This window comes from Microbacterium sp. NPDC060117 (assembly GCF_042729315.1).
In the GTDB taxonomy this organism is placed as follows: domain Bacteria; phylum Actinomycetota; class Actinomycetes; order Actinomycetales; family Microbacteriaceae; genus Microbacterium.
In genome coordinates this window covers 352,614-377,797 of record NZ_JBHWXR010000003.1, presented here as the reverse complement: position 1 = coordinate 377,797, position 25,184 = coordinate 352,614, and the positions used below count along the sequence as shown (strand labels likewise).

Genomic DNA, 25,184 nt, shown 5'->3' with positions numbered 1-25,184 from the left:
CATTTGCGCTCTTCGAAACGAAGAAGCGGATCAGACCTGGGCGACCCGGGCGGCCTGCTCGGCCTTCTTCTCGCGGCGCAGGCCGTGCAGCAGCGGCTCGGTGTAGCCGCTGGGCTGCGCGGCGCCCTCGGTGATCAGGCGCCGGGCCGCGGTGTACGCGATGCCGGGCTCGGAGCCCTCGGCGAACGCGAGCGGCTCGTAGTTCTCATCGCCGGCGTTCTGTGCGTCCACGACCACGGCGAGGCGGCGCAGGCTGTCGTCGACCTGCTCCTCGGTGATCACGCCGTGCTGCAGCCAGTTCGCGAGCAGCTGGCTCGAGATGCGCAGCGTGGCGCGGTCCTCCATGAGGCCGACGTCGTGGATGTCCGGCACCTTGGAGACGCCGATGCCCTGGTCGATCCAGCGCACCACGTAGCCGAGGATCGACTGCACGTTGTTGTCGACCTCGGTCGCGACGATCTCGGGGGTGAGATCGCCCTCGGCGGCGAGCGGCGGCACGAGCAGGCGGTCCAGCGCCTCGGCGGACACCGGAGGCAGCGCCGCGCGCGCGGCGAACGCGTCGACCTGGTGGTAGTGCAGGGCGTGCAGCGTGGCGGCCGTGGGCGACGGCACCCAGGCGGTCGACGCCCCGGACTGCGGGTGCGCGATCTTCTTCTGCAGCATGTCGTGCATGAGATCGGGCTCGGCCCACATGCCCTTGCCGATCTGGGCGTGCCCGGTCAGGCCGCTCGCGACGCCGATCGCGACGTTGCGGTCCTCGTACGCCTGCATGAACGGCTGCGCCTTGATGCCGGCCTTCGGCAGGAAGGGGCCGGCGTGCAGGGACGTGTGGATCTCGTCGCCGGTGCGGTCCAGGAATCCGGTGTTGATGAACACGACGCGGTCGCTCGCAGCGGCGATGGACGCGGCGAGGTTCGCCGACGTGCGCCGCTCCTCGTCCATGATGCCGACCTTCATGGTGCCGGCGGGCAGTCCCAGCAGCGTCTCGACCCGGCCGAACAGCTCCGCAGCGTACGCGACCTCCTCGGGGCCGTGCATCTTCGGCTTCACGATGTACATGGATCCGGTGCGGGAGTTGGTGCCCTTGTTCGCACCCTCGAGCTCGGGAAGGGATCCGAGTGCGGTCATGATCGCGTCGACGATGCCCTCGAAGACCTCGTCGCCGTTGCGGTCGAGCACGGCGGGCGTGCGCATCAGGTGACCCACGTTGCGGACGAACAGCACGGCGCGGCCGGGCAGAGTCACCTCGCCGCCGTCGGCGGTGCGGTACACGCGGTCCGCCGCGAGGGAGCGGGTGAACGTCTTGCCGCCCTTGGTCACGGTCTCGGTGAGCGTGCCGTCCATGAATCCGCGCCAGTTGCGGTAGCCGAGCGCCTTGTCGTCGCCGTCGACGGCGGCGACCGAGTCCTCCAGGTCGAGGATCGCGGTGAGCGCCGACTCCAGGATGATGTCCTGCACGCCGGCGGCGTCGGTGCGGCCGATGGGGCCGGAGCGGTCGACGAGGATCTCCGCGTGCAGGCCGTTCTGCACCAGCAGCACGGTGTCGGGGGCGTCGGCCTCGCCGGTGTATCCGACGAAGCGGTCCGGATCCGCGAGGCGGCGATCGCCGGTCGCAGTCACCACGACGAGTCCGTCGGCGTCGATGCGGTAGGCGGTGGCGTCCCTGTGCGAGCCCTCGGCCAGCGGGGCGATCTCGTCGAGCAGCTCGCGACCGAAGGAGACCACCGCCGCCGCGCGGGCGGGGTTGAACTCCTTGCCCGGGGCGAGCTCGCCGGTGCGCTCGATCGCGTCGGTGCCGTACAGGGCGTCGTACAGCGAGCCCCAGCGGGCGTTCGCCGCGTTCAGGGCGAAGCGGGCGTTCAGCAGCGGGACGACGAGCTGCGCGCCCGCCATCGTGGCGATCTCGGGGTCGACGTTCTCCGTGGTGACGGTGACCTGCTCGGGGACCGGGACGAGGTAGCCGATCTCGGTGAGGAAGGCACGGTAGGCGGCCGGATCCGGCTGACCCGGGTTCTGCCGGTGGTACTCGTCGATCTGCTGCTGCAGCTGGTCGCGCCGGGCGAGCAGCGCGGCGTTGCGCGGCACCAGGTCGTGGATGATCTCGCTCACGCCCGCCCAGAACGCCGTGGCGTCGCGACCGGAATCGGCAAGCGACGCTTCAGCGAACTCGACGATCGGCGCGGCGACCGACAGGTCTGCGCGGGAGAGGTACGAGGTCATAGTTCCATTCCTTCTGTGCGGGCGCCGAGGCGCTTGAGGGTTTCCAGTGCGATCTCCGCGTCGAGCGCGGGCGGACCACCGGCGATGCCGAGTCCGCCGACGTGGAGCTCGCCGAAGAAGATCGGCACGCCCCCGTCGATCGTGGTCATGGTGCCGCCCGTGCCGAGGGGCAGCGTCGCGGAGAGGGCCTCGGCGATCTGTCCGGTGCGGCGGCGGATGGAGGCGCTGCTCTTCGCCTTGCGCTGCGAGGTGTCGGCGCTGTGCGGGGTGGAGCCGTCGGCCATGCCGTACGCAATGAGGGTCATCGACGGATCCGCGACGGCGGCCACGGTGGGCAGGCCGCGCTCGGCGCCGATCTCCAGGGCGAGCGCCACGGCGCGCGCGGCCGTCTCGTACGTGATCGTGACGGTCTGTCGGTGTGTGGACATCGGCGTCTCCTCGGCGTGATTTATCTCGATGTCGAGATTACCTTCGCGGCGAGATTACCACAATGTGAAGCTTAAGTTCCACATCTCGAAATACGCAGGTGAAAATTGGTATCCCATCTGGGGTGTTCAGCGCTCCGAGGGGTCCGCCGTCCCGACTAGGATCCCCCGCGCCAGTACGTGGAAGTGCCGATTGAACCCGAGGTAGGCGGGCGTCTCGTCGCCGTCCAGATCGATCTCCTCGATGTCCAGCGCGTCGACCGTGATGACGTAGCGGTGCGCGCCCGTGCCGGCGGGCGGTGCGGCGCCGATGTAGCGCTGCAGGCGCGCCTCGTTCGGCAGGGTGATCGCCTGCGCGGGAAGGGATCCGGGCTCGCCGTCGCCGGCGCCCGCGGGGAGAGAACGCACGTCGACCGGGATGTTCGCGACCGCCCAGTGCCAGAAGCCGGATCCGGTCGGGGCATCGGGGTCGTAGATCGAGAGGGCGAAGCTCTTCGTGCCGGCCGGCGGCTCGCCCCACACCAGGCCGGGGGAGCGGTCGTCCCCGCCGCGGGACTCGGACCAGGCCCAGACCGGCAACGGCCCGTCCGCGTCGAAGTCGGGGCTGCTCAGCTCCAGCGGAGGCACCGGCTTGAGCCGGGCGAGAGCGGCGTAGGTGTCGACGTCGAGCATGCGGACCTCCATCCACGGGCGCCGCGGCATCGGTCGCCGGCGACGCGGGTGCCTTCATCCTTTCACCGCCCGGAGTCGGGGCCAAGATCGCGAGCCACCCCTTCCGCGCGAGCCACCCCCTTCCGCGCGAGCCACCCCCTTCCACACCGGGCGCAAGAGGGTGGCTCGGGTGCAGAGGGGTGGCTCGGCACAGTGAGGGGCGCGATCGTAGACTTGAGTCGTGACGCTCAGCACCCCCGAACTCGAAGCCGACCGCCAGGCTCTCATCGCCCTGATCAAGGATGAGGCGGTGTTCCACGGAGACTTCACTCTGGCCAGCGGCAAGCAGGCCACGTACTACGTCGACATGCGTCGCCTCACGCTCGACCACCGCGCAGCGCCCGCGATCGGCCGCATCGTCCTCGACCTCATGCAGGGTCTCGACGGCATCGCCGCCGTCGGAGGCCTCACTCTGGGCGCTGACCCGATCGCCAATGCGGTGATGCACGAGTCGGTGCGCGCCGGATCCCCGGTCGACGCCTTCGTGGTGCGCAAGGAGCCCAAGGACCATGGCCGCGGCCGCCAGATCGAGGGCGCGGATGTCACGGGCAAGCGCGTCGTGGTGGTCGAGGACACGTCGACCACGGGCGGCTCCCCGCTCAAGGCCGTCGAGGTGCTGCGTGTCGCGGGCGCCGAGCCGGTCGCCGTGATCTCGATCGTCGACCGCAAGACCGGCGCGCAGGCCGCGATCGAGGCCGCCGGTCTGCAGTGGCTCGCCGCGATCGACCTCGACGACCTCGGGCTCGACCCGCAGTGACCGACGCCGCGACCTCGGCCGCGGCTCTCCGCGACGTCTGCACGACGTTGCGACGTCTGCACGATCGGATCCCCGATTCCATCCTGCATCCGTCCCTGGATCGTGCATCCGTCCCCGACATCAGGAGCATCGCATGACCGGATCCGGATCCGCAGACCCCCGGGTCGCCCTCGCCGTCGACGTGGGCGGGACCAAGCTCGAGGCCGCCCTGGTGCGCGCCGACGGGACCGTCGTCGACGGCACGCGCAGTCGCCGCCCGACCGGGCCCGATGCGACGTCCGACTCGCTGCGCGCCGCGATCGACGCGGTCGTCGCGCACGCTCTCGCCGGTCGCGGATCCGAGGACGAGCTGGTCGGCGCCGGCATCGGCAGTGCCGGCCCCGTGGATCGCGTGCAGGGCACGATCGTTCCCGTGAACATGCCCGCCGCGCATGGCTTCGGGCTGCGCGACGCCGTCCGGATCGCTGCCGAGGCGGTGCACGGCGCTCCGGTCGAGACCGTGCTCGCCCATGACGGCGGCTGCCTCGCGCTCGCCGAGTCCCGCTACGGCGCCGCGCGCGGAGCGGCCGCATCGCTCTCGATCGTGGTGTCGACCGGCGTCGGCGGAGGGTTCGTCGTGGACGGCCGCTACCTGCCCGGCTCGTCCGGGAACGCCGGCCATCTCGGCCAGGTGCACGCGACGCCCGAGCTCACGGTCGAGCAGGTCGCCTCCGGCCCCGCGAGCGTGGCCTGGGCCCGCACGCAGGGATGGACGGGGCAGCAGGGCGAGGACCTGGCCCGCGATGCGAAGGCGGGCGATGCGATCGCGCGCGCGGCGATCGAGCGCTCCGCCCGCACGGTGGGTGCGGCCCTCGCCGACGCCTCGACGCTCGTGGACCTGGAGGTCGTCGCGATCGGCGGCGGGTTCTCCAGGGTCGCGGACGACTACATCGACCTCGTCCAGGCGGCGCTCACCGAGAGCGCGCAGCACGACTACTCCCGCCGCACGCGCGTCGTGCGCTCCGGGCTCGGCGACGAGGGGCCGCTCATCGGCGCCGCGGCGCTCGTGCTGCAGTAGTCATGCGCGTCCTCGGCCTGCAGTCCGGCACGTCGCACGACGGGATCGACGCGGCCGTCGTGGAGTTCCGCTTCGACGGCGGTGACGACGCGCGCGGCGTCGCACCGGACGAGTCCGCCGCGCCCGGCGTCGCGTTGCGCGGCACCGTGCTGCATACGGCCGAGACCCCGTACGCGCCTGAGCTGCGCGCCCGCCTCGTCGCCGCGCTGCCTCCCGCCGCCACGACCCTGGCCGAGGTGTGCGAGCTGGACACCCTGATCGGGCAGGCGTTCGCAGAGGCCGCGGCGCAGGCCGCGGATGCGGTGGGCGGTGTGGATGCCGTGTGCTCGCACGGCCAGACCGTGTTCCACTGGATCGACGGGGAGGGGCGCGCCCGCGGCACGCTCCAGGTCGGCCAACCCGCGTGGATCGCCGAGCGCACCGGCGCTCCCGTCGTCTCCGACGTGCGGATCCGCGACATCGCCGCCGGAGGGCAGGGCGCTCCGCTCGTGTCGCTCCTCGACGACCTCCTGCTGCGGGACGCGCTGAACCCTGCGCTGCCCGGCGGCACCGCTGCCGCGCTCAACCTGGGCGGGATCGCGAACGCGACCGTGGTCGGATCCGGCCCGGTGCTCGGCTACGACATCGGTCCGGCGAACGCGCTCATCGACGCGGTGGTCCAGGACCGCGGCCTCGACCCGCGCGGCTACGACGCCGGTGGCCGGATCGCCGCAGCGGGCCGGGTCGACGAGGGGCTCCTCGCCGCGCTCCTGGACGATCCGTACTACGCCTTGCCCGCACCCAAGAGCACGGGCAAGGAGCGCTTCCACCTGGGGTACGTGCAGGAGCACCTGGCAGCTCTGGGGCGCGTGATCGCCGACGCCGACCTCGTGCGCACGCTCACCGAGCTCACGGTGCGCACGGTCGCCCGCGACATCGCCGCGCGGGGCGTCGCCTTCCTCGCCGTGTCGGGCGGCGGAGCGCACAACCCCGTCGTCATGGACGGCCTGCGCGCCGCGCTCCACGACGTCGAGGTCGTCTCCGCCGACGCGCTGGGCGCCCCGGCCGATGCCAAGGAGGCGATCCTCTTCGCACTCATCGGCTGGTGCACCCTGCACGGCGTCCCCGCCGTGCTCCCGGGCGCGACCGGAGCCCGTGCCCCACGGATCCTCGGCACGATCACGCCCGGATCCGGTCCGCTCCGTCTGCCGGAGCCGGTCGCGGGGATCGCGTCGCTCACCCTCGACTGACCGTCAGCCGCGGCGCTCGTCGTCCTCGTCCCAGGGACCCTCCCACCACGCGCCGCGGTCGCGGGCGGATCCGCCGCGGCGGTTGCGCACGAACTGAACGATCCACGCGGTCAGCGTGCCGAGCGCGATGACGGCGGCGACCCAGATGATCGGATTCGACGTCATGGCCGCTTCCCCTCCGCCGCGTCGGCGACGATCTTCGCGATCCGCGCAGCCCGGGTCTCGGTCCGCTTCGCCATCGCGATCTGCGTCAGGCCGACCTTCTTCGCCGACGGCGGGAAGGCGTCCCACCCCGTGCGTCCGGAGGGTGACGCGTCGAGTGCGGCGGTGAGATCGTCCGGCTCGATGCCGGCTTCGGGGCCGTCCAGCACGGTCCAGGCGCCGTTGGCCTTGGCGACCTCGATGGCGCGCAGGCCCGCCTCCTCGAGCAGGCCGGCCTCCTCGAGCAGTGCGATCCGTGCCTTGTTCGTCGCGGCCCAGCCGCTGGAGGCCCGGCGCGGCGCGAACCACAGCCCGCCGATCCGCTCGTCGAAGCTCCGCACCGGCCCATCGATCCAGCCGAAGCAGAGCGCCTGCAGGATCGCCTCCTCATAGCCGACGTGCACGTCGTCGTTGCCCGGACGCGGTCGTACCAGCCATGCACCGGTCGCGGTGGCGTGGTTGTCGGCGAGCCAGGCCCGCCAGGTCGCCGCATCGGCAGCGGTCACCTGCACGCCGTCGTCGAGTGCGCCCATGGGTCAGTCCTTCGTCTTCGGCGCCTTCTGCGGGATCGTGCGGATCGTCTCGGTGATGCGGGGGAGCAGGTCGGCGACGGACTGCACGACCTCGTCCGGGCGGAACGGGTACTTCTCGATCTCCGCGGTGTCGCTGATCCCGGTGAGCACCAGGACCGTGTGGAGGCCCGCTTCGATGCCTGCCACCACGTCGGTGTCCATGCGGTCGCCGATCATGCCGGTGCGCTTGGAATGAGCGCCGATCTTGTTGAGCGCCGAGCGGAACATCATCGGGTTCGGCTTGCCGACCACGTACGGATCCTTGCCGGTGGCCTTGGTGATGAGGGCGGCGATCGCCCCGGTCGCGGGCAGCGGCCCGTCGGCGCTGGGGCCCGTGGCGTCCGGGTTGGTGACGATGAAGCGCGCGCCGTCGTTGATCAGACGGATCGCCTTGGTGATCGCCTCGAACGAGTAGTTGCGCGTCTCGCCGACCACGACGAAGTCGGGGCTCGTCTCGGTCATGATGAAGCCCGCGTCATGCAGCGCCGTGAGGATCCCGGCCTCGCCGATCACGAATGCGGATCCGCCCGGGAGCTGCTGCTGCAGGAAGTCGGCCGTCGCGAGCGCGGAGGTCCAGATCCGCTCCTCCGGCACGTTCAGCCCGCTCGTGCGCAGCCGCGCGGACAGGTCGCGTGCGGTGAAGATCGAGTTGTTCGTCAGCACGAGGTAGGGGATTCCGCTGCTCTCCCAGTTGGCGAGCAGCTCGGACGCTCCGGGGATGGCGTCGTTCTCGTGCACGAGCACACCGTCCATGTCGGTGAGCCAGCATTCGATGTCGTCGCGTTGTGCCATGCGCCCAGCCTAGGACTCCCGGGTTACGGGCGGATGACGGGCCGGATCCGGGCCTCTGCGTCAGGCCGACAGCCACACCGCGTCGACGCCGTCGGCAGGCAGTGGCACGTCGGAGCCCTCGATGCGCAGTCCGTCGCGGGTGACGACGACCTCGCCGCCGATCACCAGGCCCGCCGACTCCAGGGAGCGCAGCAGTTCCGGATCGCGGTCGTCCACCCGCAGCACGCGGCCGGCGTGTCCGGTGGCGGCGTCCGCGAGCAGTACGAACGGCTCGCGTTCGATCCGGCCGTCGGCGTCGGGGATCGCGTCGCCGTGCGGGTCGAAGCGCGGCCGTCCCAGGCGCGCGTCGATGCCCTCCAGCAGGCGGTCGCTGATGGTGTGCTCGAGCACCTCCGCCTCGTCGTGCACCTCATCCCAGGCGTAGTCGAACTCGCGCACGAGCCAGGTCTCGATGAGGCGGTGCCGTCGGATGATCGCGAGGGCGCGCTGCTCCCCGTCGTCGGTCAGCCGCACCGCGCCGTAGGGCACGTGCGAGACGAGGCCGGCGGCGGCGAGCTTCTTCACCATCTCGGTGACGCTGGACGGGGCGATGCCGAGCTTCGCGGCGAGCTGCGACGGCGTGATCGGCGCCGGCTGCCATTCGGTGTGCGCGAACACCGTCTTCAGATAGTCGTCCGCCGCGGGGGATGCCACCCCTCCAGCCTAACCGGCACGGCCCGCGGCCCGCGCGAGGTCGTGGGCGACCCGCGCACGCTCGGCGGGACCGCCCGGAAGGTGCGAGGTCAGTGGCCGATCGCGGAGAGCACGGCGAACGCGGCCTGACCGGCGAAGAACATGATCGCGAAGCCGGCGAGGGCCCCCAGCAGGGAGAGCCGCCCGTCGAATCCCTCGATGCCGCGCATCCCGATCGCGCGGGCCCGGAACGAGAGGATCAACGTCAAGGCGCCCAGTGCGAGCTGCACCCAGGGTCCGCCCGCCGGCAGCAGCTTCGGAACGGCGAGGAGCAGGATCCCGAGCGCGCCGGTGACGAGTGACGCCCACGTGCAGAGGCGGACGGACCGGCGCGCGGAGGCCTGCGCTTCAGCCTTCTCGGCGGCGCGCTGCGCGGCGGACGGGCGGCGGGATCTGGCCATCCCTCGAGCCTACCGGCGGAGACTGTGGGTCCTGCCCGCGCCCCATCGTCCGTCCGATGGATCCCGAACGGGCGAGATCCACCGGACGGGATCCGGGTGTGCACGGTCAGGCACCCCGGATTTGGGATCCGGCGCCGGGCTCACGCCCCGCTCAGCAGCAACCAGAGCAGCACCGCGTTGAGCGCGATGAGCAGTGCGGCGGCCACGATCCCAGCGATCGTGGTCCAGGGGCGGTTCGCGTAGCGACCGAGCGTGCGCTGCCGGGCGGTGAGGGCGACGAGGGGGATGAGGGCGAACGGGATCCCGAACGACAGCGCCACCTGACTGAGCACGAGGGCGAAGGTGGGGTCGACGCCGAGCCCGAGGATCAGCAGCGCGGGGATCAGCGTGATGAGCCGCCGTACGGGCATCGCGATGCGCACCCGCAGCAGGCCGTGCATGATCTCGGCGCCCGCGTAGGCGCCCACGGCGGTCGAGGCCAGGCCGGATGCGAGCAGGCCGACCGCGAACAGGGTGCCGATCAGCGGACCGAGCTGCGCGCTGATCGCGGCGTGCGCTCCCTCGAGCGAGTCGGTGCCCTCGACGCCGGGCAGGGTGGCGGCGGCCAGCAGGAGCATGCCCAGGTTCACGGCGCCTGCGACGACCATCGCCAGGGTGACGTCCCACCGGGTGGCGGTGAGCAGCCGGGCGATGGGGGTGCGCGACGGCGACTCGGGGTCGCCTCCGGGGTGCATCGGGGCGGATCCGAACCGGTCCCTGGCGAGGGCGGAGTGCGCGTAGATCGCGTGCGGCATGATCGTCGCGCCCAGGATCGAGGCGGCGAGCAGCACGGATCCGGAGTCCGTGAAGCGCGGCGTCAGCCCGCCGAGGGCCGCGGAGGGATCCGGTGGGGCGACGAGCATGCCGGCGAGGAAGCCGACGGTGACCACGGCGAGCAGGCCGATGACCACGAACTCGAAGGGCCGGGCGCCCCGCCGGCCCTGCACGGCGAGCAGCGCCATCGAGACCGCGCCCGTGATGAGTCCGCCGAGCAGCAGCGGGATCCCGAACAGCAGCTGCAGCGCGACCGCGCCGCCGATGACCTCGGCGATGTCGGTCGCCATGGCCACGAGCTCCGCCTGCAGCCAGTACGCTCGCCGCGCGAACCGGTGCTGCAGCCGGTCGCCGAGCAGCTCCGGCAGGCTGCGCCCCGTGACGACGCCCAGCTTCGCGGAGAGGTACTGCACGAGCCACGCGATCACGTTCGCCACGACGACCACCCAGACCAGCAGGTAGCCGTACCCGGCACCCGCCGTCATGTTGCTGGCGACGTTGCCCGGATCCACATAGGCGACTCCGGCCACCAGCGCAGGGCCGAGCAGCGCCGCACCGCGGGCGGACGCCGCGGTATCGGAGCGCGAGGGCGCGAAGGTCACCGTCGTTTTAGGCACACCGAAAACCTACCTCATTTTTAGGCATACCGAAATATTCGGCTCGCGGCCGTTGCCCGAGCCCGGGTGCGCGCTCGGCAACGCCCCGGGGGATGCACGCGGATACGCTGGCGGGATGCAGGATCCAGAGGCCGTCGCCGAGCCCGAGCCCACGCACGGCGTCGGTCCATGGGAGGGGGAGTGGCCCGTCGGGGAGCACTTCGATCCCGAACTGCTCGCGCAGGGCGACCGGCGCAACGTCGTCGATCGGTACCGGTACTGGCGCATGGAGGCGATCGTCGCCGATCTCGACACCCGCCGGCATGGCTTCCACGTTGCGATCGAGAACTGGCAGCACGACATGAACATCGGCTCGATCGTGCGCAGCGCGAACGCGTTCCTCGCCGACACCGTGCACATCATCGGGAGGCGGCGCTGGAACCGACGCGGCGCCATGGTCACCGATCGCTATCAGCACGTCGTGCATCACGACACCGTGCAGGCGTTCACCGCGTGGGCTGAGGCCGAGCGCATCCCGATCGTCGCCGTGGACAACCTCGACGGCGCGGTGCCCGTGGACCGCGCGGATCTGCCCGAGCGCTGCGTGCTGCTGTTCGGCGCGGAGGGGCCCGGGCTTTCAGACGAAGCGCTCGCGGCGGCGGCGGGGCACGTCGAGATCACGCAGTACGGATCCACCCGCTCGATCAACGCCGGGGCTGCTGCGGCCGTGATCATGTACGAGTGGTGCCGGAGGCATGCCGGCTGAATGCGCGATCCCGGATGCGGGTGCACCTCACTCGCACGGGTGAGGACGCGTGCACGGCCGCGTGCGAGCATGGGGACGTGCGGACAGGGAAGGCGCGGAGCGGCGCACGCGGTGGCGGCACCGCGCTGATCGTGGCGCTGGCCGCTCTCGTGGTGCTGCTGCCCATCAGTCTCGCCTCGCTCGCCTGGTCCACCCCGCACGCGGCGCCGCTGGTGGTCGGCGGACTCGCCGTCTCCTTCGCCGTGCTGCACGGTGCATCCCTGCTCGCGGTGAGGCGTCCGAGGACGGCATTCCTCCTCGCCAGCGCCGTGATGCTGCTGCTCGTGCTCATTCCGGCGGCTCGCGACGCCTCCGCGACCATGCATCCGTCGGCCGCCGTCTACCTGCTCTGCCTGGCCCAGATAGCCGTGCGCGAGCGGGTGCGGCTGTCGGTCGTCGCGTTGGCGGTCGCGCTCGTGGGTGCCGGGATGATCGCGGTGACAGAGCCCTCCTTCGCCGGCGGTCCCGCTGCCGATACCGGGCTGCTGCGGCTCGGCGCCTTCCTCGGGCTCGCTGCCAGCGCGACCGCCGCGTGGGCGTGCGGCCTGCTGGTGCGCTCCGCGACGAGCCGGGCCGAGGAGCGCACAGCCGTACGCGTGCGGCAGGCGATCGCGGACGAGCGGATGCGCATCAGCGGCGAGCTGCACGACGTCATCGCACACGCGATGACGGTCATGATCGCGCAGTCCGAGGTGGCGCGGGCGCTGGTGCGCGAACGTCCGGAGGTCAGCGAGCGGGCGCTGGGCGTCGTCGTGGACACGGGGCGCGACGCACTTCGAGGCATGCGCTCGATCGTCGCGGCTGACGGCGACGCCCCCAAGGAGCCGACGCCGACGGCTGGTTCGCTGGCCGAGCTGGTCGCCGCGGTGCGCAGCCCCGCGTGCGCGGTCGAGTTCGTGGAGACCGGAGATCGCCGCGCCCTGGCTCCCGTCTCAGCGCTGGCATTGCACCGTGCGGTGCGTGAGGGGCTCACGAACGCCATGCGGCACGCGCTTCCACCTCTGCAGGTCGAGGTGCGCCTCGCCTGGTCCGAGGAGCACGTGATCGCGGAGGTCGAGGACGATGGCGGATCCGGGCGCAGCGGATCCGATCTCGGCACCGGCACCGGCCTCGTGAGCCTGGCCGAGCGGATCCGGCTGGCGGGCGGGTCGCTCGCATCGGGGCGGGTTGCGGTCGTCGGGAGCGGCTCATCCGGGCGCGCCCGATCCGACGGCTGGCTGCTGCGGGTCGAGCTCCCGGTGCTGCCGGCGACCGGTTCGGACGCGGTGGCGACGGCTGCCAGTTCGGAGCCCGTCGTGACGGCGGAGCGCCTCGCGGAACGGGAGGAGGGAGCATGACGATCCGGGTGCTGCTCGTGGACGACCAGGAGCTGTTCCGCGAAGCCGTGGCGATCATGCTGGGCCGGGATCCGCGCATCTCCGAGGTCGCCGTCGCCGCCGATGCGCGCGCGGGCATCGAGCACATCCGCAGCCACGCGGTCGACGTCGTGCTGATGGACATCCGCATGCCCGGGATGGACGGCATCGCCGCCACCAGGGAGATCCTGCGGCTGAAGCCCGGGATCCGGATCCTCATGCTCACGACGTTCGACCTCGACCAGTACGTCGTCGAGGCGATCCGCGAGGGTGCGAGCGGGTTCCTGACCAAGGATGCGGCCCCGCAGGAACTCGCCGACGCCATCGCCGCGGCGGCCGCGGGCGATGCGGCGATGTCGCCGCGGGCGACGGCCGCGCTGCTGGGTTACGTGCGCGAGGGCGGGCCCGCGGTCGATCCCGATGCCGCGCTCGCGCCGCTCAGCGATCGGGAGCGCGAGGTCGCCCGTGCGCTCGCGACCGGGGCCTCGAACGACGACATCGCGCGGGCGCTGTTCCTCAGTGCGAACACGGTCAAGACGCATGTGAAGGCGGTCCTCGCGAAGCTCGGTCTCGCCGACCGTCTGCATGTCGTGATCTGGGCCTATGAGAACGGCATCCGCCGGCCGGGCCGATGACGGCGTGCCCCGCCGGGTGAGGGCGAGGCCGGCCGCCTGGCGAGCGCGCACGGATCATCCCTGCGGGTGAGCCCGAACCCTCCTCGGGGGCGACGCGCAGCAGGGAACCGGATCCTTAGCGTGCGGGACATGAGAAACAGAACGCGTGTCGTACTGCTGATCCTCGGAATCGCGCTCGGCGCCGCCGTCGCGGTGCTCGGCGCGGTCGAACTGCTCTTCGCCGGGTCGGTGCCGACGGGGGTGAGCCCGAGCCTGGTCGCGGCGGTGGTCGGGGCGCCCGCGGCGGCGGTGGTGTCGGTCGGGGCGGGGCTCGCCGCGGTGGCCGTCGGCGCACTCGGCCTGCGCGCACACCGGGTCGACGCCTCCGCGAGCGCGGTCGGTGTCCCCGGGGCGCCGCCGGCCGCGCTGCGCATCGCCGCCGTGGTCGTGGCGCTGCTGGTGGCGGCGCTCATCCCGGGCGGGATCATCCCCGTCGCCGGCTACTCGTTCGTGCTGGTCGTGGCGGGCCTCGTCGCGGCGGGGCTGACGCTGCTGACAGTGCGCCGCCCGCTGATCGGGGCCACCGGGATCCTGCTCGTCATCGGCACGCTCGGGTTCGCCGCGCTGCGGCTGCCACTGGGCACTTTCGCGCCCCGTGTGCTGGAGGCGCTCGCCCCGCGGTTCGGTGAGCTGACGGTCTCGTTCACGCACCTGGTCGCGGCGGGCGCGCTCGCCGCCTGGGCGATCGGCGAACCCGCGGTGCGCGGGCGGTTCGCCGCGGGCGTGCTGCGGCACCGACGTGCGATCACGGTGGCCGCCGCGCTGTGCGCCCTGCCCTACGCGTTCTGCCGTCTCACCTGGCTGACGCCGTGGCCGCTGTTCGCCCCGCCGGCCGCTCTGAGGCCCGATGTCCTGATGGTCGGCCTGCTGCTCGGCGGGGCGATGCTCGCGGCGGGGCTCCTCACGCTCGCTCTGTGCCTGCCGTGGGCGGATCGGTTCCCGCGATGGCTGGCGGGCGTCGGCGGCCGTCCGGTGCCGGTCGGACTCGCGGTGATCGCTGCATCGGTCGTGGCCGTGATGTTCACGGTCGGGGGTGTGGATCTGGTGCGTGTGGTCACGACGGGCGGCGCCCTTGCCGTGGGCGTCGTCGAGCTGCTGCTGGTGCTGCCGTTCTGGCTGTGGGGGCCGTTGCTCGGGTTGGCGACGTGGGGTTACGCGATGCACCGCGGCCGGACGGAGGAGCGCCCTGCTGTGCCGCGGGCGATCGGCGATCGCGGGCTCTCGGACGCGCTGCGGGCGCGGGCCACCGCCGAGCTCGACGCGATCGAGGAGCGCGAGATGCACCGCGGCCGGCACTGATGGCCAGGGCGAGGCCCGGGAGTGCATGTCGTCACGTCGATCCCGGGACTTCGGCGGATCCGGTACCTCAGGGGCGGATCCGGAAGCGCCTGCCGGCAGGCGAGTCCCGCGCGCTCTCAGACCTCGATCGAGAGCCAGCGACCGGTCCGCACGCGCAGTCCGAGGGTCGCCAGCCGTGCGCACAGGTACACGCCGAAGAACGCGACGGCGAGCCAGATCAGGCCCGCGACGCCGCTCACCCCGGTGGCGGCGATGATCGCGAGCACTGGCAGGAACGGGACGAGGTTCAGGCCGCCGGCGACGGCGAGGTAGCGGGCGTCCCCGGCACCCATGAGCACCCCGTCGAGCACGAACACGATGCCGGCGATCGGCTGGGCGACCGCGAGCACGATGAGGGCGGGCTGGATCAGTGCCGCGAGGTCCGGGTCGCCCGTGAAGGCGAGCCCGATGACGGCGGACAGTGCGGCGATGAGGGCTCCGACGATCACACCGAACCAGGCGCCCCAGGCGACCGTGCGGGCGAGCACGTGCCGGGCTCCGTTCGGATCGGCGGCACCCAGGCTCTTGCCGATGAGGGCCTGTGCGGCGATCGCGAGGGCGTCGAGCGCGAAGGCCGCCGCGGAGAACACGGTGAAGACCACCTGCCAGCCGGCGAGCTCGCGCGTGCCGATGCCGGTCGCGATGCCCACCGTCGCGAGCAGCGCCACGCGCAGGCTCACGGTGCGCAGGAACAGCCAGCCGCCGGAGCGCGCAGATCCGCGGATCCCGCTCAGTTCGGGGGCGACCGAGGCCTCGTGCCTGCGCGCCAGGCGTCCGATCACGAGCACGTACGCGCCGACCATGCCCCATTGCGCCACGACCGTGCCGAAGGCGGATCCGGCGATGCCCCAGCCGAAGCCGTAGATGAAGAGCCAGTTCAGCAGCGCATTCGCGGCGAAGCCGATGCCCGCGATCCACAGCGGGGTGACGGTGTCCTGCATGCCGCGCAGCAGGCCGGTCGCCGCGTAGACGACGAGCATCGCGGGCAGCCCCCACATGGAGGGCGCGAGGTAGGCGGCCGCCTGCGCCGCGACCGCCGGGGTCGCGCCGAAGAGCGGGATCACCGCGGGGGTGAGCAGAGACCCGATCACCGCGAGCACGGCACCGAGGCCGAGCGCGAGCCACATCCCGTCGATGCCCACCGACACGGCGTCGCCGTGCTCGCCGGCGCCGAACCGCCGCGCGACGGCGGGTGTGGTCGAGTAGGCGAGGAAGATCATCAGTCCGACGATGGTCTGCAGGATCGCCGATGCGATGCCGAGTCCAGCGAGGGGCGTGGTGCCGAGGTGCCCGACGAGCGCCGCATCGACCATGAGGAACGCGGGCTCTGCCACGAGCGCTCCGAGGGCCGGCACGGCCAGGCGGATGATCTCGCGGTTCAAGGTCGGCGCCGGGTTCGAGCGTGGCGCACCGCGCGGGGTGTCGCCCGGGTGCGGGTTCGGCGTGGGAGAGGGCACCGTACGAGCCTAGGGGCGCGGGGCGACACGGGTACCGGCGTCGCTCTGCGCTCCGGGTGGGGCGAGGTCATCCGGGGGCCGAGCGCAAACCGGGCGAGCCGAAGTCATCCGGGGGGGCGATCAGGGAAGGCCGAGCGCCGAACCTGGGTGGGCCGAAGTCATCCGGGGATGGGACCTACCCGGGTGGGCCGAGCGCGTCGGCGAGTGTTCGGCGGGCGTGCTGCGGGTCGCCGCCGCGGGTGCGCGGGCGGTGCCAGGCGCCGTGCGGATCCCACCACTGCGGTCCGCGGATCTCGGGGACGCCACGGCTCATACGGATCCGCCATCCGGAGACCTCGAGGGTGCGGTGGTGATGCCAGCAGAGGGCGACGCCGTTGCTGGTGTGCGTCGGACCGCCGTCGGCATGCTCCTGGACGTGATGGATCTCGCACCAGGTGGCGGGGACGTGACAGCCGGGGATCACGCACTCCCGGTCCCGCAGGTGGATGGCTCGGCGCTGGATCGCGGTGAAGATCCGGGCGGTCGTTCCGATCGACACGATCTGGCCGCGTCCGTCGAACAGGACTCGTTGGACGCCCCCGGCGCAGGCCGTGTGCCGGGCGACGGACAGGGGCACGTCGTCGCCGGTGCCTTCGATGAACGCCCGCCCGTGTCCGGCGGCGTAGTCAGCGGCAGTGACGGAGACGACCAGGGTCGGCGCGGCGCCGCCGAGGTCGGGGACGGCCCCAGACGCGGCTGCGGCGTGCAGGATCGCGGCAAGGTTGTCGTGGTTCCGCTGGGCCGGAGTGCGCGGATCGTCCGGGACGGGGAGCCCGTCGACGAGATCCGGATCCGAACCCATCGCGGGACCAGGATCCGCAGCACCAGCCGGATCGGCGTCTTCCGGCTCGAAGGCGACCGCGCCGGAGCCGAGGTTCGGGGAACTGTCCGCGGCGGGGTTGTTGAACGCGTCCATCAGTCGCTGGATCAGCCCGGCGATTTCGGGTAGCGCATGCCCGCCGAACGGGTGCGTGCCGTCATGGAGCTTCCCGATCCAGAAACTGCGGGACCGGTCCGCCTTTGCGTCGTCGGGTTCGGCGCCATCCGGGTCGAGGGCGAGCATCAGCGCCCGCGCGTAGTCGGCGAGCTCGTCCGTCGATGGAGCCGGCCCGGCGTTGCCGTGTTCATCGGGCAGGTCGAGTCCGCGCGCGGTGTTCGCCAGCAGCGCGTCCACAGCCTCCCGCTCATCCGGGCCGATGCGGGTGCCGGCGCGTTCCACCGGTCCGATCGCGGCGAGCAGACCCGTGACCGAGAGCTGGCCGTCTCGCAGTGCCCGCCCGAGCTGCTCGTAGCGGGCCGCGGCGTGCTCGCCCGAGGAGAGCAGGAAGTCCTTCCCCACGGCATCGGCGGCCCGCACATACCGACGTGCGGTGCCCGCGTCGACCCGCAGCGCCCGCCGGGTCAGCTCCGTCACGTCGCGGCAGCCGGCCAGAGTGGTGATCTTCTCCGACGGCAACCCGGTGTCGCGATGTCGCGCTCGCGCCACGACGGTGGTGATCGCCGCGTCCAGCAGGCGCTGCACCTGCCCGCACTCGCGCAGGATCCGGATCGTCTCCGCATCCTCCATGCCATCGAACTGAGAGTCGAGCTCACCCCGCACACTCGTCTGCTGGAGCAGGTGCTGCACCTGCTCCAGAGCCTCGCGCATCGGGGATGTCATACCCTCATTCAACTCCTGGCCACCGACATTCGAAGGCCTGATCAAGCGGAAAAACGAACTCTGTGGAGAACGGTTTCGGATCCACTCCTGTGGAGGACGATTCGGAGGTTTTCGTGGTCGCGGGGCACGGTTCTCAGGCTCCGAAATTCGCAGTTCGTGACCACCGAAGCGGAGGACGGATCGAGCGAACAGACGCGCGAGCGAACGGACGGAACGGCGAAGGAGGAGCGTGCGGGCGGACGAGCGGACGGGCGGACGAGCGGACGAAGAGCAGGCGTATGGACGAGGAGACGCACCGACGAGCGGGCGAACGACGGACGGCGAGCAAGGCACCGACGAGTGGGCGAAGGCGCGCGCGGAAGGCCTGAATGAGGGAGAGGAGCCCGACCCCGCGACGCCTCCGCCCCCGTAGTCTGGGAGGACCCGAGGTCCGACCAGAACCGGAGGAGCGTCATGACGGACGAAGAGCACAGGCGTCGCTCGCACGCCGAGCGCCTGCTGAGCCGCACACCCGCGGACCCCACCGCGCCACCCACTGCGCCACCGGCGGTCCTGAACGCCGAGACGATGCCGGCCATCGTCGAGACCGCGATCCAGGTGGCGATCCGCCAGGGACAGTTCGACGACCTCCCTGGTGCAGGCAAGCCCATCCCCGGGCTCGGCGACCACCACGATCCGGACTGGTGGATCCGGCGCAAGATCGAACGAGAGAAGCTCACCGGCCTCGGCCCACCCGCGCTCATGCTGCGCGTGGAGGATCGTGAGCTCGACGCGCAGCTCGACTCCCTGCGGCGCGAGACCGATGTGCGCGCTGTGGTGGAGGACTTCAACCGCCGTGTGATCGAGGCCAGGCGGCAGCTCCTCGGCGGGCCGCCGGTGGTCACGAAGCCCCGTGACGTCGAGACCGAGATCGCGGCGTGGAGAGAGCGCCGGGAGTCTGCGGCTATCGCGGATCCGGATCCCATCGCGACGACGAAGAAGCGCTGGTTCCGCAAGGCCTGACGGATCACCCCGGATCCGGTCTCGAATCCGGGGACCTCCGATACCGGATCCGGCGGAAGGACGAGTTCGCCTGTCGCCAATCGCCCCTTCGCCGGTCGGGAAAGGGCGATTGGCGACAAGTGAACGACGATGGGCTCGGCCGCCCCCGGCACGGCGCCCCGGCACCCCGCCCTGGGCAGGTCGCCCCCGGCCCCCGCCCCGGGCTCGGGTCGCCCCCGGCACGCCGCCGGACGGCCGCCTCGTCACCGCGACGACGGCCGCGCCGCTCCCCGGGTCGCCGACCGTCCGTGCCGCCGCTCCCACCACCACGCGACGCCGACGCGCCCCGACCACGGCAGCGCCAGCACGACCGCCGACAGCAGCATCATCGCCGGATACTGCGCGATGAGCTGGTCCGACGACCAATACAGCATCAGAGTGGCGACGGATCCGAGCGCCACGAGCGTCGTGGCCACTCGCCCGAGGCCGAGCACGAGCAGCACGCCCAGACCCACCTCGAGCGCGGGGATCGCGATCCCGAACAGTCCCGGCACCGACTGCATGAGCGCCCCCAGCGGGCGGAAGAAGAACGGCACTCGCGTGTTGCCCGCGGTACCCTGCGCCACGAGCAGGATGTCGGCCGATCCGAATCCGGCGCGGTACTTCAGGATCCCCTCGTTCAGCCACAGCACGCCTGCGACGATCCGAGCCGCCGCGCCGACAAGAGTGCCGGCGAGCAGCCAGGACGCGGTGCGGGCCGGCGCCCCCGAGCCGGTCCGCACCGCCGTCGCGGTCATGACAGGGCAGCGGCCCCGAAGACCGCCTTGGCCTTGTCGCAGTGGATCACGACGTCGGTGTACATCGACGCGTCGACGCCGTTCAGCATGAACGTCTGCGAGTCCTTGTCGAAGGCGACGGGGTCGATCTGCTTGCCGGCCGAGACGGCGGCCTCGTCGGTGCCGTTGGTCAGGTAGACGTGCAGGTCGGGGCCCTCGTCCGAGGAGAAGCCGGTGAGCGTCAGCTCGGAGCCGGAGATCGTGACGGTGCCCTGCACCTTCTTGCCGTTCAGGCCCATGAAGGTGCCGGTCTTGTGCATGTCGTCCATGGCCGATGCCATGGGCGAGGACGATGGCATCGGCGTGGACGAGGACATGGTGTCGGCGGAGGTCGGCGATGCGGCCGGAGTCGAGCTGCAGCCGGCGAGGGACAGCCCCAGGGCGAGCACGGCGACGCCGAGCGAGGCGGGGACGAGTGCGGTCTTGCGCATGATTGCTCCATTCGTGGATGCGCCGGCGATGCAGGTGCCGGCTGTCGAGAACGGATCCGACGCTAGGCAGGGCGTGAGGCCTGCGGGGGAGTTCTTTCGGGGCCGTAAGGAACTCGGATCCGTCCCGGGCGCCGGGGCTAGCCTCTGAGCATGGAGATGCCCGGATCCGCTCCGCCCCGCGTGGTGGTCGTCGAGGACGACCCCACGGTGCGGGCCGCGGTCGAGCGCTATCTCGCGGCGAACGGCTACCGCGTCGACGGGTTCGGCGACGGCGTCTCGGCACAGCGCGCGGTACAGGCCGATCCGCCCGACGTGCTCATCGTCGACCGCATGCTGCCGGGCATCAGCGGAGACGAGCTGGCGCGCGATGCGAGGGCGCGCTCCGCGGTGCCGATCATCATGCTCACCGCGCTCGGCGAGGTCGAGCAGCGCATCGAGGGCCTGGAGACGGGCGCCGACGACTACCTCGTGAAGCCGTTCGCGCTGCGCGAGCTGCTGCTGCGGGTGGGGGCGCTGCTGCGCCGGTCCCTGGCGGCCGCCGCGCCGACGCGGGAGATCGTGCGCGGTGACTTCCGGCTGGATCCGGCCCGGCGCCGCGTGCACGTGAGGGGGGAGGAGGTGCCGCTCGCCGCCCGTGAATACGAGCTGCTCGCGCACCTCGTGCAGCACGACGGCGAGGTGCTCTCCCGCGACGACATCCTGCGCGAGGTCTGGGGCTGGTCGTTCGGCGAGGCGAGCACGGTGACCGTGCACGTGCGGCGGCTGCGGGAGAAGATCGAACGGGATCCGCGCCATCCCCTGCACCTGCTCACGGAGTGGGGCGCCGGCTACCGGTTCTCCGCGGACGGATCCGGCTCATGATGCCGCTCGGCGCGCTCGATGTGCTGCTCATCGTGCTGACCGCGCTGGGATGCGCTGCGGTCGTGACGCTCGCCGCCGTATTCGTGCTGCGCCGTGCACGGCGGGCGGGGCTCACGTTCCGGCTCGTCGTGGTCGGGGTGGCGTCGGTGCTCGCCCTGGCGACGGGCGTGCTCGCGATCTCGGCCGAGATGTACCTGTCGGCGCACGACTTCACGGTGCTGGTGTGGGTGCTCGGGGCCGCGCTGCTGTGCGCGCTTGCCACGGCGTGGATCACGGCGCGCGCGGCCCGCAGCTCGGTGCGGGGGCTGTCGGCCGCGGTGCGCCGAGTCGGCGAGGGCGACGTCGTCGACCGCGGATCCAGCGGCTGGCGTGAGTTCGACGACCTGTCCGCCGAGCTCGCCACGGTGTCTGCGAAGCTCAGCGATGCGAGGGCGGAATTGGAGCGACTGGACTCCGACCGCCGGCGCTTCCTCGCGTGGATCTCGCACGATCTGCGCACTCCGCTCACCGCGATCCGCGCGCTCGCCGAGTCGGCGGAGGAGGGCCTCGCGGATCCGGACGCGTTCCCCGGTCAGGTCCGGGCGCAGGTGGAGACGATGGGCCGGATGGTCGACGACCTGTTCGAGCTGTCCCGCATCACCTCGGGGTCGCTCCGGCTGCGCACTGAGCAGGTCGAGCTGCTCGACGTGGTCTCGGATGCGGTGGCAGACGTCCGCGCCGCCGCGGGGGAGCACCGCGTGCGGATCGTGCAGCAGGGCATCGACGGGCATGTGCTGTGGGCGGATCCGCATCAGCTCACGCGCGTGATCGTGAACCTGCTGACGAATGCGGTGCGGCATGCGCCCGAGGGATCCGAGATCCTCGTCTTCGCCGAGTCGCCGTCGCCGCACCGGCTCGTGCTGGCCGTGCTCGACCACGGCAGCGGCGTGGCGGTGGAGGACCTGGATCGCATGTTCGAGGTCGGATGGCGGTCGGATCCGTCCCGCACGAGCGGGACCGTCCCGGACGCGGTGGCATCGGGAGCCGGTCTCGGCCTCGCGATCGCGCGGGGGCTCGCCCGGGCGCACGGCGGCGACGTGTTCGCCGAGCACACCGACGATGGCTTCTGCCTGAAGGTGCTGCTGCCGGTGGGCGAGCCCGGGCTCTGAGGGCCGAGAGGGCGAGGAGTCGACGACGGCACCGACCTCGCGGATGCATTCGCTCGGCCCCCGATGCGTTCCAGGGACTCAGCAGTTCAGCGAGAGCCCGCCGTCACCTGGTCCGGCGCGGCAACGGAAGCGCGGTGATCCGCACCGAGGTGTCCGCCGCGGGCCCGGTCTCGCAGCGCAGCGTCAGGACGTGCTCGCCCGGTCCGACCTGCAGCGAGCCGACGCGGCCGCGCCCGAAGGGTTCGCCATCGATCTCCCAGCTCAGCAGCTCGTCGTCGACGGGGTTCCCGGCCTGATCCACCGCGTTGCCGTGCACCTCCACATCCACGCCTGCCGGAACACTGCCGCCATCGGCGGGGAAGAGGATTGCAGGGGAGGGGGCGAGGTCGGGCACCTGGATCGCCGCGGCGTCGGAGACGGCCGTGCTGAACCCGTCGTGCGCGAGCAGGCGCACGTGAGCCTCTCCCGCGGGCAGGCCGGTGAGGTCCAGATCCGCGAGACCGCCCGTGAGGCCCACCGCCAGCCCGCGCCAGATCCGGCCGCCGTCGGTGCTGACCTGCGCCCACACGTCCGACGCGGGCTCGCCCACGACATCCCAGCGCGGTCGCACCGCACGCGCTTCGACGACTTCGGCGGTGATCCGGGTGAACCGCGCCGGATCGGCGGGGGCCTTCTTGACCCATGCCTCCTCGCCGCGCCCGTCGACGATGCGCAGCGCCGAGCCGAGCTCGGTGTCAGGCATGAGCGCACGGAAACGCAGCGGAAGCCGGTCGGGATCGCCGTCACCGGGCGAGGGGGCGCAGCCGCAGTCCTCGCCGCCGAACTGCAGCTCGCGCGACAGGGCCACGCGGGACGCGATCTCTCCCGTCGCGCCGACGAGCTGGGCGGTCCAGCTGATCGGCGGACCGACCAGGGCGGAGTTCGCCTCGACTCGGGCCACCGATTCGACGGTCACGACACCGGCCTCGTCGATGACGCCGCTCATCACGATCATCCGGTGGGTGGCGTACTTCTCGATCTGCTCCCGGCTCCAGGGCGGGTTGGGCCACCAGAGGTGCTTCGGATCGAACTCCACAGGCGTGCGGTCGAACGGGTTCGGCTCCGGCATCCACGTGGGCGCGAGTCGGTCATGCTCGATGAGCTTCGCATGGTGGTAGAGCGACATCCACCGGTTGGCCCCGTAGCTCATGTAGTCGGTCGAGGTCGCCGGGGTGAAGACGGTGCCGGTCTGGATGTCGGTGCCGTACTCTCCGATGGATCCTGACATGTTCGGCTCGTAGACGGGGTAGTCGGGATCGGTGGTGCCGGCGTTGCCCGCGGGGGCGTGGGGGAAGCCGTAGCCGTGGCCGATCTCGTGGACGAACGTCGCCGTGTCACCCGCCGCACCCGCTCCCAGCCCGTCGTTCCCGCAGCCGGGAACGTTCAGCGGGATACCGGACGGCAGGATCCCGTAGTAGACGACATCGGCGCGGTTGCCGTCGTTCGTGCGGATGTTGCCCAGCGCCGTGAGCAGGGCGCCCCAGTTCGTCGAGCAGGCGCCGGGGGAGCTGCGCACGTCGTCGAGGGGCTGCGTCCAGGCGAGGGTTCCTGCGGTCATGAACGACCCGGTCTGCTGCACGGGCATCATCCGGAAAGCGAGCGCCGCGGTGGTCTGCACATCGGCGAGCGTCGGCGCCGCGAGCGTGACCGTCGGCGCCATCGTGCCGGCCGGCGGGTTGGCCGTGCTCGGCCCCTGGTAGCTGACGAGGATCGCGCGCACGCGCAGCGTCTGCACGAGGCGCGCCGACACCGTGGTGCTGAGCGTCTGCCCGTCGTCGAGGGTCACGGTCAGCCGCATGCTGCCGAAGAACTGCTCGGCGGGGATCCGGAAGTTCAACGTCCGGTCGAAGCGGCTGCGTTCGTCGTCGTAGCCGTCGTCGATGGGTGTGACCGTCGGCAGCAGCCAGGGCGCGATCGTCACGATCGCGCGCCACGGTCCGAAAAGGCCCTGCCGCCGCTCGAGGAGCAGAGATCCGCCGGTCGGGTCGCCCGTTCTCACCAGTGCAGACGGCGCGACGTACACGCGCACCACGGCGGGCTTGTAGGCGACCAGCAGTGCGGCGTTGTCCTTCTTCCGATCGCCCGGATCCGTCAGATGCTCCGACGCGCGGTAGTACTGCACGGCCTGCGTCACCTCGATGCCGGTGGGCCGCTGCGTGAACAGGGGCGAGCGCACGTCGATCACATCGCGCAGGCGCTCGAGGGTCTGGACGACATCGCTGAGATCCGGCATGACAGCCTCCATCGATCGGTGGTGTGACGGTGAGGAGGCAGGGATGGGCGCGGTGATACATGCGTCGGATCTGGCGAACGACAGAGGGGCGCCGGGGTCATCGCGTGCTCATTGCCCGATTCGGGCGCTTACTCTCCTACGCTCGGCGCGTACAACGTGGCCAACTTCTGTGCGGCGTCCGCCTGGTCCGGGCACAGATGACGCACGGCTGCACCGGCAACGAAACCCAGGTCCTTGGGATCCATGCGGGAGAACAAGAAAAGTCCGATGAAGTCCTCTCCGCCTGCGCCTGTCCTCAGCTTGTCGCAGACGGTCTAGCCCAGCGCGACGAGTTTCGCATCGCTGACGTCGGTCTGAACGTTCGGGCGAACCGTGGCCAGGAACTGGGCTTCGTTCCTCTGAATGAGAATGTTCGGGCTCACCAAACAAGTGCCGGCAACGAGCACGCTCAGAACGAGTGCGACCATGGATGTCGCCTTCGGTTCACCCCAGCGAGTCAGCCCGATGATCGCCAACACGAACGCAGCCAGCACGAACGCTCCCGCAACGTAGAGGACGATCGACACCCCGTTGAGGTGTGCGACAGCGGGCAGGAAGAACGACGCTGCAACCGCGATCGCGCCGAGGACCACCAGCACGAGCGCGATGAATCCGACAAGACTCCCCCGCGGCGGCAGTCGATGCGACATCACAGGCATGTTCTCTCCCCAGTGAGATTTCCCAATCGTGCCTGCGAGCACGGTGGGCTCGCGACGTTCTGTTGTGGTGGAGCCGGTTGTGTCGGGTGGCGGAAGCTCAGCGCCCGTCCGGGGCCCAATCGC

Annotated in this window: 26 protein-coding genes; 10 read left to right on the top strand and 16 right to left on the bottom strand. The window is 71.7% G+C overall.

The window, feature by feature from the left end:
* Positions 1-30 precede the first annotated feature (30 nt).
* From ACFWCK_RS13510 to ACFWCK_RS13500, 3 genes are all read right to left on the bottom strand, one after another.
* A complete protein-coding gene (locus tag ACFWCK_RS13510; protein WP_378806331.1) occupies positions 31-2,220 on the bottom strand; it encodes a malate synthase G in 2,190 nt (729 codons plus the stop codon).
* Complete coding sequence (locus tag ACFWCK_RS13505) at positions 2,217-2,648, bottom strand: heme-binding protein (protein ID WP_233311772.1); 432 nt, start codon at positions 2,646-2,648, stop codon at positions 2,217-2,219. The genes ACFWCK_RS13510 and ACFWCK_RS13505 overlap by 4 nt, the downstream gene beginning before the upstream one ends.
* 126 nt (positions 2,649-2,774) lie before the next feature.
* Positions 2,775-3,317: a YbhB/YbcL family Raf kinase inhibitor-like protein gene (locus ACFWCK_RS13500; protein WP_378806330.1), complete on the bottom strand. Its 543-nt coding sequence runs from the start codon at positions 3,315-3,317 to the stop codon at positions 2,775-2,777.
* A 220-nt stretch (positions 3,318-3,537) separates the two neighbouring features.
* Between ACFWCK_RS13500 and pyrE the strand changes: the two genes are divergently transcribed.
* The 3 genes from pyrE to ACFWCK_RS13485 all read left to right on the top strand — a co-directional run bounded on the left by pyrE (position 3,538) and on the right by ACFWCK_RS13485 (position 6,399).
* On the top strand, positions 3,538-4,113 hold the full coding sequence (gene pyrE / locus ACFWCK_RS13495; RefSeq protein WP_378806328.1) for an orotate phosphoribosyltransferase: 576 nt from the start codon (positions 3,538-3,540) through the stop codon (positions 4,111-4,113).
* Positions 4,114-4,246: 133 nt separating this feature from the next.
* On the top strand, positions 4,247-5,170 hold the full coding sequence (locus tag ACFWCK_RS13490) for an ROK family protein (protein WP_378806327.1): 924 nt from the start codon (positions 4,247-4,249) through the stop codon (positions 5,168-5,170).
* A gap of 2 nt (positions 5,171-5,172) precedes the next feature.
* A complete protein-coding gene (locus tag ACFWCK_RS13485; protein WP_378806326.1) occupies positions 5,173-6,399 on the top strand; it encodes an anhydro-N-acetylmuramic acid kinase in 1,227 nt (408 codons plus the stop codon).
* 3 nt (positions 6,400-6,402) lie between these two features.
* On the opposite strand, the gene ACFWCK_RS13480 is transcribed toward ACFWCK_RS13485, so the two are convergent.
* The 6 genes from ACFWCK_RS13480 to ACFWCK_RS13455 all read right to left on the bottom strand — a co-directional run bounded on the left by ACFWCK_RS13480 (position 6,403) and on the right by ACFWCK_RS13455 (position 10,527).
* Positions 6,403-6,564, bottom strand: coding sequence for a hypothetical protein (locus ACFWCK_RS13480; protein ID WP_233311767.1), 162 nt, complete (start codon positions 6,562-6,564; stop codon positions 6,403-6,405).
* Complete coding sequence (locus tag ACFWCK_RS13475; protein WP_378806325.1) at positions 6,561-7,133, bottom strand: YdeI family protein; 573 nt, start codon at positions 7,131-7,133, stop codon at positions 6,561-6,563. Before ACFWCK_RS13475 ends, ACFWCK_RS13480 begins: the two co-directional genes overlap by 4 nt.
* Before the next feature lie 3 nt (positions 7,134-7,136).
* Positions 7,137-7,964 carry an HAD-IIA family hydrolase gene (locus ACFWCK_RS13470; protein WP_233311765.1) on the bottom strand — a complete coding sequence of 276 codons (828 nt, stop codon included), beginning with the start codon at positions 7,962-7,964 and terminating at the stop codon, positions 7,137-7,139.
* 60 nt (positions 7,965-8,024) lie between these two features.
* Positions 8,025-8,657, bottom strand: a complete 633-nt coding sequence (locus tag ACFWCK_RS13465; protein WP_233311764.1) for a metal-dependent transcriptional regulator — start codon at positions 8,655-8,657, stop codon at positions 8,025-8,027.
* An 89-nt stretch (positions 8,658-8,746) separates the two neighbouring features.
* Positions 8,747-9,097, bottom strand: a complete 351-nt coding sequence (locus ACFWCK_RS13460) for a hypothetical protein (protein WP_378806323.1) — start codon at positions 9,095-9,097, stop codon at positions 8,747-8,749.
* Positions 9,098-9,237: 140 nt separating this feature from the next.
* Complete coding sequence (locus tag ACFWCK_RS13455) at positions 9,238-10,527, bottom strand: Nramp family divalent metal transporter (protein ID WP_378806322.1); 1,290 nt, start codon at positions 10,525-10,527, stop codon at positions 9,238-9,240.
* A gap of 115 nt (positions 10,528-10,642) precedes the next feature.
* Between ACFWCK_RS13455 and ACFWCK_RS13450 the strand changes: the two genes are divergently transcribed.
* From ACFWCK_RS13450 to ACFWCK_RS13435, 4 genes are all read left to right on the top strand, one after another.
* Positions 10,643-11,272: a TrmH family RNA methyltransferase gene (locus ACFWCK_RS13450; RefSeq protein ID WP_378806321.1), complete on the top strand. Its 630-nt coding sequence runs from the start codon at positions 10,643-10,645 to the stop codon at positions 11,270-11,272.
* A gap of 77 nt (positions 11,273-11,349) precedes the next feature.
* Entirely contained in the window at positions 11,350-12,648 is a 1,299-nt protein-coding gene (locus ACFWCK_RS13445; RefSeq protein WP_378806320.1) for a sensor histidine kinase, read from the top strand.
* Positions 12,645-13,301, top strand: coding sequence for a response regulator (locus ACFWCK_RS13440; protein WP_378806318.1), 657 nt, complete (start codon positions 12,645-12,647; stop codon positions 13,299-13,301). The genes ACFWCK_RS13445 and ACFWCK_RS13440 overlap by 4 nt, the downstream gene beginning before the upstream one ends.
* A gap of 129 nt (positions 13,302-13,430) precedes the next feature.
* A complete protein-coding gene (locus ACFWCK_RS13435) occupies positions 13,431-14,639 on the top strand; it encodes a hypothetical protein (protein WP_378806317.1) in 1,209 nt (402 codons plus the stop codon).
* 116 nt (positions 14,640-14,755) lie between these two features.
* Here the strand turns inward: ACFWCK_RS13435 and ACFWCK_RS13430 are convergent, their stop codons facing one another.
* Together ACFWCK_RS13430 and ACFWCK_RS13425 are read right to left on the bottom strand one after the other, a co-directional pair.
* Positions 14,756-16,060, bottom strand: a complete 1,305-nt coding sequence (locus ACFWCK_RS13430) for an MATE family efflux transporter (RefSeq protein ID WP_378806756.1) — start codon at positions 16,058-16,060, stop codon at positions 14,756-14,758.
* A 250-nt stretch (positions 16,061-16,310) separates the two neighbouring features.
* Positions 16,311-17,834: a DUF222 domain-containing protein gene (locus ACFWCK_RS13425; protein WP_378806316.1), complete on the bottom strand. Its 1,524-nt coding sequence runs from the start codon at positions 17,832-17,834 to the stop codon at positions 16,311-16,313.
* A gap of 453 nt (positions 17,835-18,287) precedes the next feature.
* Here ACFWCK_RS13425 and ACFWCK_RS13420 point away from each other — a divergent pair, with 453 nt between their 5' ends.
* Positions 18,288-18,836 (top strand): DUF1992 domain-containing protein, encoded by a 549-nt coding sequence (locus tag ACFWCK_RS13420; RefSeq protein ID WP_378806314.1) that lies wholly within the window; start codon positions 18,288-18,290, stop codon positions 18,834-18,836.
* 242 nt (positions 18,837-19,078) lie between these two features.
* Here ACFWCK_RS13420 and ACFWCK_RS13415 read toward each other — a convergent pair whose 3' ends face one another.
* Positions 19,079-19,612 (bottom strand): hypothetical protein, encoded by a 534-nt coding sequence (locus tag ACFWCK_RS13415; RefSeq protein ID WP_378806312.1) that lies wholly within the window; start codon positions 19,610-19,612, stop codon positions 19,079-19,081.
* Positions 19,609-20,082, bottom strand: a complete 474-nt coding sequence (locus ACFWCK_RS13410) for a DM13 domain-containing protein (RefSeq protein ID WP_378806311.1) — start codon at positions 20,080-20,082, stop codon at positions 19,609-19,611. The genes ACFWCK_RS13415 and ACFWCK_RS13410 overlap by 4 nt, the downstream gene beginning before the upstream one ends.
* 150 nt (positions 20,083-20,232) lie before the next feature.
* On the opposite strand from ACFWCK_RS13410, the gene ACFWCK_RS13405 reads away from it, so the two are divergent.
* Entirely contained in the window at positions 20,233-20,943 is a 711-nt protein-coding gene (locus tag ACFWCK_RS13405) for a response regulator transcription factor (protein ID WP_378806309.1), read from the top strand.
* On the top strand, positions 20,940-22,091 hold the full coding sequence (locus tag ACFWCK_RS13400) for a sensor histidine kinase (protein ID WP_378806307.1): 1,152 nt from the start codon (positions 20,940-20,942) through the stop codon (positions 22,089-22,091). Before ACFWCK_RS13405 ends, ACFWCK_RS13400 begins: the two co-directional genes overlap by 4 nt.
* A gap of 103 nt (positions 22,092-22,194) precedes the next feature.
* Here the strand turns inward: ACFWCK_RS13400 and ACFWCK_RS13395 are convergent, their stop codons facing one another.
* The 3 genes from ACFWCK_RS13395 to ACFWCK_RS13385 all read right to left on the bottom strand — a co-directional run bounded on the left by ACFWCK_RS13395 (position 22,195) and on the right by ACFWCK_RS13385 (position 25,061).
* Entirely contained in the window at positions 22,195-24,363 is a 2,169-nt protein-coding gene (locus tag ACFWCK_RS13395) for a M66 family metalloprotease (protein WP_378806305.1), read from the bottom strand.
* 128 nt (positions 24,364-24,491) lie between these two features.
* Positions 24,492-24,662: a hypothetical protein gene (locus tag ACFWCK_RS13390; RefSeq protein ID WP_378806754.1), complete on the bottom strand. Its 171-nt coding sequence runs from the start codon at positions 24,660-24,662 to the stop codon at positions 24,492-24,494.
* Between the two features lie 15 nt (positions 24,663-24,677).
* Positions 24,678-25,061: a hypothetical protein gene (locus ACFWCK_RS13385; protein WP_378806304.1), complete on the bottom strand. Its 384-nt coding sequence runs from the start codon at positions 25,059-25,061 to the stop codon at positions 24,678-24,680.
* Positions 25,062-25,184: the final 123 nt, after the last annotated feature.